The following is an 11,619-nucleotide window of genomic DNA, read 5'->3' as shown; positions in this document are numbered from 1 at the left end:
CTCTCTCCCCAACCCTCTCCCCGTCAGAACGGGGAGAGGGAGCCTAGCTGCGTTTGCCGCACTTACATTGGCTCCCATTTTCAGGATCACATCCCATGACCGCCCCCAAAGTTCTCATCTCCGACGCTCTCTCCCCCGCTGCCGTGCAGATCTTCAAGGATCGCGGAATCGATGTCGATTTCCAGCCGAACCTCGGCAAGGACAAGGACAAGCTCGCCGAGATCATCGGCAACTATGATGGCCTCGCTATCCGCTCCGCGACCAAGGCCACGGCAAAGATCATCGAGAAGGCGACGCGCCTGAAGGTGATCGGCCGCGCCGGCATCGGCGTGGATAATGTCGAGATCCCCGCGGCCACGGCCAAGGGCATCATCGTGATGAACACGCCGTTCGGCAATTCGATCACCACTGCCGAACACGCAATTACGCTAATGCTCTCGCTCGCCCGCGAAATCCCGCAGGCCGATGCCTCCACGCAAGCCGGCAAGTGGGAGAAGAACCGCTTCATGGGCGTCGAGATCACCGGCAAGACGCTGGGCGTGATCGGCTGCGGCAACATCGGCGCCATCGCCGCCGATCGCGCGCTCGGCCTGCGCATGAAGGTCATCGCCTTCGATCCGTTCCTGTCGCCGGAGCGCGCCAAGGATATCGGCGTCGAGAAGGTCGAGCTCGACGACCTGTTCAAGCGCGCCGACTTCATCACACTGCACACGCCGCTGACCGAGAAGACCAAGAACATCATCGACGCAACGGCGATCGCGAAGATGAAGAAGGGCGTGCGCATCATCAATTGCGCGCGTGGCGGTCTCGTTGATGAGCAGGCGCTGGCTGACGCACTGAACAGCGGCCAGGTCGCCGGTGCCGCCTTCGACGTGTTCGTCGAGGAGCCCGCCACCAAGAACGTGCTGTTCGGCCATCCCAATGTGATCTGCACGCCGCATCTGGGCGCATCCACCAATGAAGCGCAGGAGAATGTCGCGCTGCAGGTGGCCGAGCAGATGTCGGACTATCTGCTGTCCGGCGCGATCTCCAATGCGATCAACTTCCCGTCGATCACTGCTGAAGAAGCGCCGAAGCTGAAGCCCTTCATCGAGCTCGCCGAGAAGCTTGGCTCGTTCGCCGGCCAGCTCACCGACAGCGACATCGCCAAGGTGACCATCACCTATGAAGGCGCGGTTGCCGAGATGAAGATCAAGGCGCTGACCTCGGCGGCGCTGTCGGGCCTGCTGCGCCCCATGCTGGGTGATATCAATGTCGTCTCGGCGCCGAGCGTGGCGAGCGCACGTGGCATGGTGGTGGACGAAGTCGTCCGTGCGGCGCAGAGCGACTATGAAAGCCTGATCAGCATCGCTGTCACCACCGACAGGCAGGAGCGCGCGGTGTCCGGCACGGTCTATGCCGATGGCAAGCCGCGTCTGGTCGATATCAAGGGCATCCGCGTGGATGCCGAGTTCGGCAAGTCGATGGTCTACATCACCAATGAAGACAAGCCGGGCTTCATCGGTGCTTTCGCCTCGCTGCTCGGCGATGCCAAGATCAATATCGCGACCTTCCATCTCGGTCGTCAGAGCCAGGGCGGCGACGCCATCGCGCTGGTCGAGGTGGATGGCGCCGTGCCGGCCGAGGTGCTGGCCAAGGTGCAGGCCTTGCCGCAGGTGAAACAGGCCAAAACCCTGGCTTTCTAAGCGCCCCAGACAAAGGCTGACGCTCAGCAAAATCCCCGCCCGAAAGGCGGGGATTTTTCGTTTCACGGAAAAATTTCCCGTTTAGATCGGTGTCGGCCTTTCGTCTCGTCCGGCGGGTGTAACGATTTGGGAACACTACCCCGGTACGTTTGACCGAGGAATCAGCGACTGAAGTCGCGCGCCTGGGGGAATGAAACCGTGAAGCTCGCCAATATCCGTATCACCTACAAGCTGGTCGTCCTGGTGGCTGTCACCATGATCGGCCTGTGCGCCTCCGGGATCTTCGCGGCCCAGATGATGAAGAGCGAGATGCTCGATGCGCGCATGTTGCAGCTGAAATCGATCGTCGAGATCGGGACGAATGTTGCCGCCAACATTCAGAAGGATGTTGCGGCCGGCAAGCTGACCAAGGAAGCGGCCGCGGCAGAGCTGGTGCGTCGCATCGAGCCGATGACCTATGACAACGGCAACTATCTCTTCATCTACACCATGGATGGCGATGTGGTTCATCTGCCTGGTTTCAAACCGGGATCGAACCGGCTGAACACGCTGGTCAATGGCGTGGCCATCACCAAGGAATTCCGCGATGGCGTCGCGGCCAAGGGCTCGCATGTCCTGACTTACGAATTCCAGAAGCCGAATGAAACGGTGCCGTCGCGCAAGATGGGCTATGCAGCCGCACTTCCAGGCTGGAACATGTTCATCGCCACCGGCGCCTATCTCGATGATCTCGACGCGCATCTGAAGCCGATCATCTGGGCGCTCGGGCTTGCGATGTTGGCCATTGCCGCAGTAGCCGGTGCCATCGCCTGGCTGATCGGCCGCAGCATCACCGCGCCGCTCGGCGAACTCGGCGCACGCATGGAGACGCTCGCGAAGGGAGAGTTGGACGCCGACATTCCGGGCGTCAGCCGCGGCGACGAAGTCGGTGCGATGGCGAAGTCGGTTCAGGTGTTCAAGGACAACGCGCTACGCATCCGCTCGCTCGAGCAGGTCGAGGCGGATGCGCAGGGACGTATCGCAGCCGAGCGTCGTGCCGCTATGGAAACACTCGCAACCGACTTCGAACGCAGCGTGACCGGCATTGTTCGTTCCGTGTCCACGGCGGCTGCCGGCATGCAGAGCACCGCGCAATCGATGACGGCGACGGCCGGCGATGCCAGCGCACGCGCCGCCACGGTCAGTGCCGCGTCCAACCGCTCGTCCGACAATGTCAGCACGGTCGCATCAGCCGCTGAAGAGCTGTCGGCCTCGGTGAGCGAAGTGCTGCGTCAGGTCGCGGCCTCCAGCGAGATTGCCAGCAAGGCCGTCAGCGATGCCGAACGCACCAATGCGACGGTGCAGATCCTCTCCAGTGGCGCCGAGAAGATCGGCGAAGTGGTGCAGCTCATTCACAGCATCGCGTCGCAGACAAATCTGCTGGCGCTCAATGCGACGATCGAAGCCGCGCGTGCCGGCGAGTCCGGCCGCGGCTTTGCAGTCGTTGCCTCCGAAGTGAAGGCGCTGGCGAGCCAGACCGCCAAGGCGACCGAGGAAATCTCGGCACAGGTCGCGGCCATGCAGGCTTCCACCAGCGAGGCCGTCGCGTCGATCGGCGCCATCACCGGCACCATCGCCCAGATGAGCCAGATCACCACCACGATCTCGGAAGCGGTGGAGCAGCAGGGCGCTGCGACCCAGGAGATCGCCCGCAACATCCAGTCGGTCTCGACAGGTGCTAGCGAGATCAGCAATCACATCGGGGGTGTCAGCAGTGCTGCCGAGGCGACCGGCTCGGCGGCATCGCAGGTGCTGTCGAATGCCAAGGAACTGGAAGGGCAATCCGGCCTGCTGCGCGCAGCGGTCGATGATTTCCTTGCCAAGGTGCGCGCCGCTTAGGAGAGGTAGCGAATCAAAGGCCCTCGGACGAGGAGGGCTTTTAAGCGTTCGCAGGCATTTCACTTTTCCCGGACAGGCTTGGCCGTGCGTCCTATCGTAGCATCGGCCGGCCATAGACGAATGGCTTACTATCAAATCGGTCGCTAAATACCTTTTTGTATATTTTAGTTGAGCAGCTGGTATCGCGCCACGGTTCGGCGGCCGCTCACTTCATGAACTAGAAACCACCCGCTGCAATGGTGACTACATATTTCAGCATCATTGCACGGGTGACTTCATGCCGCCTATCCGGCTTTCCATCGGCCTTCGTCTTTACAGCATCATCGGTCTGAGTTTCTGCGGGCTCGCAGGCCTCGCCTGGATGCAGCTCAGCACGCTCAGTGAATCGCTCAAGCAGCAGCGCCAGGGTGAACTGACCCATCTCACCGAACTCGCGCTCGGTATCGCGCAGGAAGAACATGCGTCGGTGCAGCGGGGCGGCGTCTCCGACGAAGCTGCGCGCAAAACGGCTGCAGCCCGTATCGGAAAGCTGCGCTACGGCAATGGCGATTATTTCTGGATCAATGACATGCATCCGAAAATGGTGATGCACGCCATCAAGCCGGAGTTGAATGGCTCGGACCTGTCGGCCAACAAGGATCCGAACGGCAAGCGCCTGTTCGTCGAATTCACCGATGTGGTGAGGAAGCAGAAGGCCGGCTTTGTCGATTATCTCTGGCCCAAGCCCGGCAAGGACGCGCCGCAGCCAAAGCTCTCTTATGTTGTCGGCTTCGAGCCATGGGGCTGGGTGATCGGCACCGGCGTCTATATCGACGACCTGCAGGCGCAGGTGTGGGAGAGCACGCGATCGGTGGTGATCGCAGCGCTGGCCGTGATTGCCGTGCTCGGTGTGCTGGCCTGGATGATCGGCCGCAGCATCACGCTGCCGCTCGGTCGTTTGGGAGCGCGGATGCGCGGCCTCGCCGACGGCGCACTCGATGAAGCCGTTCCGGAAATCGGGCGCCACGACGAGATCGGCGCGATGGCCGCGACGGTTCAGGTGTTCAAGGACAATGCATTGCGTATGCGCGCACTCGAAAAGGTCGAGGCCGAAGCGCAGGCGCGATCTGTGGCCGAGCGTCGTGCGGCGATGGATAGTCTCGCCGACGATTTCGAACGCAGTGTCAATGGCATCGTGCGCTCGGTTTCTGCGGCCGCCGCCGGCATGCAGGGCACGGCGCAATCCATGACCGCAAGCGCCAGCGATGCAAGTTCGCGCGCATCGACAGTGGGCGCGGCATCGGCGCGTTCGTCTGATAATGTCGGCACCGTGGCAGCTGCCGCGGAAGAGTTGTCGGCGTCGGTCAGCGAGGTTTTGCGTCAGGTCGCAGCATCGAGCGAAATCGCCAGCCGCGCTGTCGGCGATGCCGAGCGCACCAATGCCACGGTGCAGCAGCTCGCCAGCGGCGCCGAAAAGATCGGTGAGGTGGTGCAGCTCATTCACAGCATCGCGTCGCAGACCAATCTGCTCGCCCTCAATGCGACGATCGAAGCCGCGCGTGCCGGTGAATCCGGTCGCGGCTTTGCGGTCGTCGCATCGGAAGTGAAGGCATTGGCGAGCCAGACCGCCAAGGCGACGGAAGAGATCTCGGCCCAGGTTGCGGCGATGCAGGCATCGACCAGCGATGCCGTCAGCTCCATCAATGCCATCACCGGCACCATCGCGCAGATGAGCCAGATCACGACCACGATCTCATCGGCGGTGGAAGAGCAGGGCGCGGCGACGCAGGAAATCGCCCGCAACATCCAGTCGGTCGCGGCGGGGTCGAACGAAGTCAGCAAACATATCGGCGGCGTCAGCGCGGCCGCGGAAGCGACCGGGCAGGCGGCGGGCACCGTGCTCAACAATGCAAAGGAGCTGGATGGTCAGTCCGGCATCCTGCGCAAGGCGGTGGATGAGTTCCTGGCAAAGGTGCGGGCGGCTTAGTTGTCCTTCCCTCCCTCAAGCCGCGAAGCGGCGCAGGGGGGAGGGATAAGAAAAAGCCCTCCCTTGCGGGAGGGCTTTCGCGTCTCGGGAGTGTCTTTGAGATTTGCTTACTTCGCCTTCAGGAAGTCGGCAACTTCGAGCAGCACGAATTCGTTGTCGTCGGCCTTATTCGGATCGCGGCTCGACGAGAACGGCAGGTTGTTGTCGTTGCCGACGATGATATGGGTCGCATCGACCTGGTCGACATTCTCGATGGTGAAGAACGGGAAGGCCAGCACGCCATCGTTCAGCGGCTTCTTCGCCAGCTTGTTCGGGTCCTGGATCTTCAGCAGATCGATATAGCCGACCTTGCGGACGGGCTTGCCGACATTGCTGTCGTTCATCTCGATCTTGTAGACGCGCTTCAGCTTCGGCAGGTCCGGAAAGCAGTCGGTGCCGCGCTTGCCGTCGGCGCAGGCCTTGTCCTTGGTGCCTTCGCCATCGTCACGCTCGATGATCAGGCCGCTGTCAGCGGTGATCATGTTGAAGTCGCCAATGGCATTGCCATTGGTCTCGAACACATAGTGCCAGAACCGGCCCGTGAACTTCTGGGCGGCGACGTCGAATTCCAGGATGCGCGCAGCTTCCTTGCCATCGACCTTTTCCCAGTCCTTTTTCTCGGCATCCCAGATCGGGCCTTCGAGCAGGCCGTACAGGAACTTGCCGTCCTTCGACGCCGCAAAACCTTCATAGCCTTTGGAGCGCTTTAGGTTCACATTGGTGTAGCTGGCGCCCGGTGCGCCCGGCGAGGCGACCTGCCAGTGATCCGGCGAGCGAACCGGCTTGCCGTCGGCCACGGTGTCGAACACTTCGAGCACCTTGCCGGTCTTGTCGGCCTTGATGATGTAGGGGCCGAATTCTTCGCCGATCCAGAAATTGTCGCCGACGATCTGGAAGCCTTCCGTGTCGACGTCCGAGCCGGTCAGATAGCGCTTCGCGGTGTCTTCATGGACGATGCGGAACGGCACCTTCTTGTCGGGATCGTGCAGGAACACGGTTTCCTGCTTTTCGATCTTGCCGCTCTTCCAGTCGATCTTGTGACGGTTGAGATAGATCATGTAGTCGGGCGAGTTGGCGCGCGAGCCGGCGCCGTTGTCGGTCAGCACCCAGAACGAACCATCGGGCATGGTCTTGATGCCGGAATGGCCCTGCAGTGGCTGGCCCTGCATCGGGAGCATGATGCCGGTGTCGCGCTCCTTGGACTTGCCCATCACGCTGCCGAGTTTTTCGACGCGCTTGCCGGTGGTGTATTTGCCCGAGGTCTTCAGGTCGCTCGGCGCATCGGCCGGCGCTTCGATGGTCGAGTTGGCCGGCAGCACGGCATGGCCGGCGAGCTTGGCTGGGAATTCACCTTCCGACTGCGCGAAAGCGGCGGAAGACAGCAAGATGAGGGAAGCGACGGAGCAAAGGAATGTGTTGCGCATGGTTTTGTCTCTTCAAGGTGATCACGCGCGGTGTTCTGAAGAGTGGCGGTTACGATCAGGCGACGGTTCCATGAAGGCGGGATGACAGCGGTGGAAATCCCTGCGGCATCCCGTCGCCGGGGCTGCGGGTTAGGCCGGTGGGTGCTGTCTCATTGGTCGTCCCGGCGTAGGCGGGGACCCATAACCACGGTCAGCGCGACGGCGCACAACTGGTTGGGCCTGAGTTTTCTTAGAGAAGACGGAGGTTATGGGTCCCCGCCTGCGCGGGGACGACGGAATAGGGCGAGCTTCAATAGCCCTGCACCAGCAGCGGCGACAGATCACTCCATTCAGGATTATCAGCCTCGATCAGCCTGATCTTCCAGTCGCGATTCCACTTTTTCAGTTGCTTTTCTCGCGCGATCGCATCGCTGGGACGGTCGTAGCCTTCGACATAGACGAGGCGAAACACCTTGTAGGCTTGCGCGAATTTAGAGCCTTTGCCGGTCTTGTGCTGCGCAAGGCGTCTGGCAGGATTGTTCGTTACACCGATATAGAGCGTGCCGTGTCGAGCGCTGGCGAGGATGTACACGTAATACACCACGACCCCCTCCACAGTCGTCCCCGCGCAGGCGGGGACCCATAACCACGGTCAGTGCGACGGCGCTCGAACGCGCGTGCGGACATCCCTGGACAGGACGGAGGCTATGGGTCCCCGCCTGCGCGGGGACGACGCACCATTACTGCTTCTCGATTCCCGCACCTTCGATCAGCTTCTGCCACACCACCAGCTGATCTTTCAGGAACGCGTCGAACTCTTCCGGTGTGCCGGAGAAAGCTTCCATGCCACGGCCGGCGAGTTCTTTCTGGATGTCGGGGCGCTCGACGATCTTGCGGATCTCGGCATTGAGCTTGACGACGATGTCCTTCGGCAGATTGGCCGGGCCAAGATAGCCCTGCCACGAGGTGACGTCGAAACCCTTCACGCCGGCTTCGTCCATGGTCGGCAGATCGGGCATGATCTTTGAGCGGTACTTCGTCGTGACCGCCAGCGCCTTCAGCGATTTGGCGTTCACATGCGGCAGACCCGTGGGCACGTCGGTGAACATCATGCTGACGCGGCCGGCGATGACGTCGGTCATGGCCGGCGGCGAGCTCTTGTAGGGAACATGCAGCATGTCGATGCCGGCAAGCCGTGCGAAGGTCGCGCCCGAGACGATCGCCGACGAGCTGCCGCTGGCATAAGTGTATTTTCCGGGATTCTTTTTGGCGAGCGCGATCAGTTCTTCCACCGTGTTGGCGGGGATTTCCGGATTGATCACCAGCATGAAGGGCAGGTCGCCGGTGCGCGCAATCGGCGTGAAATCCTTGATGGGATCGTAATTCATCGTCTTGAGCAGATACGGATTGGCCGAATGCGTCGTGTTCGTGGTGACGAACAGCGTATAGCCATCGGCCGGCGCGCGCGCCACGAAGCTGGCGGCAATGGAGCCGTTGGCGCCGGCCTTGTTGTCGATCACGGTGGTCGTGTTCAGCGCGGTGCCGAGTTCCTTGGCAATCAGACGGGTGGTCGTGTCTGTTCCGCTGCCGGCGGCGAAGGGCAGTACCAATGTGATCGGTCGGTTCGGGTAATTGGCGGTCTGGGCCATCGCGCCGGTTGCTGCGCCGATCAGCGCAACGGTCATCGTGGTGCGCACGACGCTGCGAAACACTCGAAGTCCGGTCATTCCATTCCTCTCCTGATAGCGACCTTGGTGGCCGAGATTGTTGCGAACAACCTAGCCGAGCCGATCGATCGGAGAAAGAGAAAAGGGCGATTGTAGTTCAGCGCATATGCGCGCGTTCGGTTGCCGGACGTATCAGGCCAGCGCGCATTCGATCGTGTAGACGACACCGGTGGGGAGGAAGTCGGCAGTCGCGCTGCCACCAAGCTGGTCGCGCGCGCCGCGTTCGATCAGGCGCGAGCCAAAGCCCTTGCGGGTCGGTGCCGTCACGCGCGGGCCTCCGGATTCGACCCAGGTCATCTGCAGCTTCGGCGGCGATGACTCGGGCAACTGCTTCCAGTCGATGGTGATCTTGCCACCGTCGCTGGACAGTGCGCCGTATTTGGCGGCATTGGTCGCGATCTCGTGCAGGATCATCGACATCATCACCGCACGCGGTGGCGTCAGCGGCAGTTTGGGGCCGGAGATCGTGATGCGTGGTGTGTTCAGAACGGAATAGGGCTCAAGCACGCGGTTGACGACATCGTGCACTCCGGCACCGGCCCATTTCTCCTGGCTGAGAAGGTCATGCGCTCGCGCCAATGCGCCGAGCCGGCCGTCGAAAGTCTCGCGCTCGCTTTTGGAGGCGCTGCGGAATGTCTGGCTGGCGATTGCCTGCAGCACGGCGAGGGTGTTCTTGACGCGATGATTGAGCTCTTCGACCAGCAGGGCCTGCAGTGTCTCGCCGCGCGCGATGGCGCTTGCCATCCGCAGCGCAAAGGCGACGCCGACCAGCATCAGCAGAATGCCGATGGCAATGGTGATGGCGAGATTGTGTAGCAGCGGAAGGACCAGAGAACTCGTCGGGATGCCTGACGCAACCATCCATCCCGACATCGATGAGCGCGCGACGGCCGTGATCAGCGGCACGCCTTCGAGCGAAATGGTCTGGAACGTCGCCTCTTGTGCCTTGAACATTTCGGCGAGCAGCGTCGGCGACGCCTTCTTGCCGACAGTCTCCTGCGGATTTGGCACCCGGGCGAAATTGGTGCCCTCCGCATCGAATATCGAAACGGCCCAATCGGCATTGGGGCGCTGCTTTTCGATCATGCTCTGGAACATCGCAGTCGGAAGCATGAAGGAGATGTCGTAGACGACATGGTTATCGATCGTGACCGGGATTTCCACGGTCAGGATTTGCCGGTTGATGCCCGAGCCGACAAAGACGTTCGAGAATACAGGCTTGCCGGTGTCGAATACTTTACGCACCACGTCCATATTGTTCCGTGGCGGCAGCGCGCTCACATCGGTCGTCGTCGTCGAGAACAATTGCCTGCCGTTGCGATCGGCAATGATCATGGCGCCACCGGGCGGATATTGCGCGAGGAAGCCGTCGGCGATCCGGCGGAAGCGCTCGAAATCTCCGCTACGCAGGGAACTGGTCAGCGATACGATGTGCAGGCTGCCGGTGATGCGTTGCATCTCCGCGTCGAGGACGATGCGCAGGCTGCGTGCGGTTTCGAGCACGCGCGTTGCAGCATCTTCACGGTCCTTCTCGTAGCCGCGATAGATGACGACGCTGACGAAGATGATGAGCGGGAGCGTGGAGCCTGCCACGAGCAAAGCCAAACGAACCGGCAATGACAGTTTTCGCACGGTGGGTCCGGAGCTCTCTCTTTGGCGAAGCGGCGTCGATATACTAATGTTATTCGCGAGCCGCCGCCATCCCCCGTTTCTGCGGTCCGATGCCTCAACGACGTGAGGCGATGATCACGCCGGAGATCACGAGCACATAGCCGGTCAGGTGAAATGCTTGCGGCTGTTCGCCGAGAAAGACGATCGCCATCGCCGAGCCGAATACGGGCATCAGGTGCAAAAACGGCGCCGCCCGGTTCGGGCCGATCAATGCGATTCCCCGATTGAAGAACAGATAGGCCAGCGCAGACGGGAAGATGACTGCATAAGCGAGCGCGAGCAACGTCACACGGTCGAAAAACAGCGGTGTACCGGAATTGAGCTCCCACAGGCTGGCCGGGACGCTCATCAGCGCGCCGAAACCGGTGGTTGCTGCGATCAGCGACATTGGATGCGTCACCGGTCGTTTGATCATCAGGGCCGAATAGATGCCGAACACCAGCAGGGCGCCGAACAGCATGGCGTCGCCCTTGTTGATCTCGATGCTGGCAAGTGCCGTCAGATCTCCGCGCAGGATGATGACGAATACGCCGGTCATCGACACCACGATCCCGAGCAACTGCGCCAAGGTCAGCCGGACGCCGAACAGGATCAGCGTCCATAGCGCCACGCAGAGCGGGCCGGAGGACTGGATCAGGAGGCCGTTCAGGGCCTGCGTGTATTGCAGCCCCCAATAGGCAAGGGCCGTGTTGGCCGCAAAGCCGGTGAATGCCAGCACGAGGACCAGAGGCAGGTGCTTGCGGATGACAGGCCAGTCAGAGCGCAGCGGCACCCATGCGAATGGGAGCAGGAGGAAGAAGGCACCGATCCAGCGCACACAGGACAGCGTCACCGGAGGAACGTGACCGGCGACATAGCGGCCAAGCACGATATTGCCAGCCCAGAACAGCGAGGTCAGGCTGAGCAGGAGATAGGGCTGGTTGGCGAACCAGCTAAGGGGGGAATGCTTTGGCGTGGAGGACATCGGCCCGACGAGATCTGTCCATCCATAGGCGGGCAATTCGGCCACTGGCACAAGTGACGCGGGTGCTTGGCCACCATGCGTCGGTCTGGCTGGTTGAGGTACCTGTGTCGAAAAGGCGCGGCCCGAGGCTCTCCTGTTCGGTATCCGAAAACCGTTGGAAAGCAAGATTGATACCATTATACCAATTTCGCTGGGCGAACTTTAACCGATTTCCAACGGCCGGCACCTACGACTGGACGGTGTAGAGCCAAACCTTTTTCAGCCGCAGGACCCCGCCATCCGATCG

At 61.6% G+C, this 11,619-nt stretch carries 8 protein-coding genes; 3 read left to right on the top strand and 5 right to left on the bottom strand.

From position 1 onward, the window contains the following. Window positions 1–95 precede the first annotated feature (95 nt). From serA to ACIQ2A_RS12480, 3 genes are all read left to right on the top strand, one after another. Entirely contained in the window at window positions 96–1,685 is a 1,590-nt protein-coding gene (serA, locus tag ACIQ2A_RS12490; protein ID WP_398479469.1) for a phosphoglycerate dehydrogenase, read from the top strand. A 198-nt stretch (window positions 1,686–1,883) separates the two neighbouring features. Beyond that, complete coding sequence (locus ACIQ2A_RS12485) at window positions 1,884–3,563, top strand: methyl-accepting chemotaxis protein (protein WP_398479467.1); 1,680 nt, start codon at window positions 1,884–1,886, stop codon at window positions 3,561–3,563. Between the two features lie 277 nt (window positions 3,564–3,840). Continuing rightward, window positions 3,841–5,529 carry a cache domain-containing protein gene (locus ACIQ2A_RS12480; protein ID WP_398479465.1) on the top strand — a complete coding sequence of 563 codons (1,689 nt, stop codon included), beginning with the start codon at window positions 3,841–3,843 and terminating at the stop codon, window positions 5,527–5,529. A 107-nt stretch (window positions 5,530–5,636) separates the two neighbouring features. Here ACIQ2A_RS12480 and ACIQ2A_RS12475 read toward each other — a convergent pair whose 3' ends face one another. The 5 genes from ACIQ2A_RS12475 to ACIQ2A_RS12455 all read right to left on the bottom strand — a co-directional run bounded on the left by ACIQ2A_RS12475 (window position 5,637) and on the right by ACIQ2A_RS12455 (window position 11,333). Further along, window positions 5,637–6,992, bottom strand: a complete 1,356-nt coding sequence (locus ACIQ2A_RS12475) for an esterase-like activity of phytase family protein (RefSeq protein ID WP_398479463.1) — start codon at window positions 6,990–6,992, stop codon at window positions 5,637–5,639. Between the two features lie 289 nt (window positions 6,993–7,281). Further along, a complete protein-coding gene (locus ACIQ2A_RS12470; RefSeq protein WP_398479475.1) occupies window positions 7,282–7,572 on the bottom strand; it encodes a GIY-YIG nuclease family protein in 291 nt (96 codons plus the stop codon). Window positions 7,573–7,711: 139 nt separating this feature from the next. Beyond that, the gene (locus ACIQ2A_RS12465; protein WP_398479473.1) at window positions 7,712–8,683 is read right to left on the bottom strand and encodes a Bug family tripartite tricarboxylate transporter substrate binding protein; all 972 of its coding nucleotides are present in this window, start codon (window positions 8,681–8,683) and stop codon (window positions 7,712–7,714) included. Window positions 8,684–8,830: 147 nt separating this feature from the next. Continuing rightward, complete coding sequence (locus ACIQ2A_RS12460) at window positions 8,831–10,330, bottom strand: sensor histidine kinase (RefSeq protein WP_398479461.1); 1,500 nt, start codon at window positions 10,328–10,330, stop codon at window positions 8,831–8,833. Between the two features lie 94 nt (window positions 10,331–10,424). Further along, complete coding sequence (locus ACIQ2A_RS12455) at window positions 10,425–11,333, bottom strand: DMT family transporter (RefSeq protein WP_398479471.1); 909 nt, start codon at window positions 11,331–11,333, stop codon at window positions 10,425–10,427. Window positions 11,334–11,619 lie beyond the last annotated feature (286 nt).

This window comes from Tardiphaga sp. (assembly GCF_044336785.1).
Classification (GTDB): domain Bacteria; phylum Pseudomonadota; class Alphaproteobacteria; order Rhizobiales; family Xanthobacteraceae; genus Tardiphaga.
The sequence above is the reverse complement of the archived record's forward strand: the minus strand, read 5'-3'. Positions and strand labels throughout refer to the sequence as shown.

What these genes read in the sequence shown, in the direction of transcription:
- serA (WP_398479469.1), top strand. Translation starts at nt 96, where the DNA reads ATGACCGCCCCCAAAGTTCTCATCTCCGACGCTCTCTCCCCCGCTGCC.
- ACIQ2A_RS12480 (WP_398479465.1), top strand. Translation starts at nt 3,841, where the DNA reads ATGCCGCCTATCCGGCTTTCCATCGGCCTTCGTCTTTACAGCATCATC.
- ACIQ2A_RS12475 (WP_398479463.1), bottom strand. Translation starts at nt 6,992, where the DNA reads ATGCGCAACACATTCCTTTGCTCCGTCGCTTCCCTCATCTTGCTGTCT.
- ACIQ2A_RS12455 (WP_398479471.1), bottom strand. Translation starts at nt 11,333, where the DNA reads ATGTCCTCCACGCCAAAGCATTCCCCCCTTAGCTGGTTCGCCAACCAG.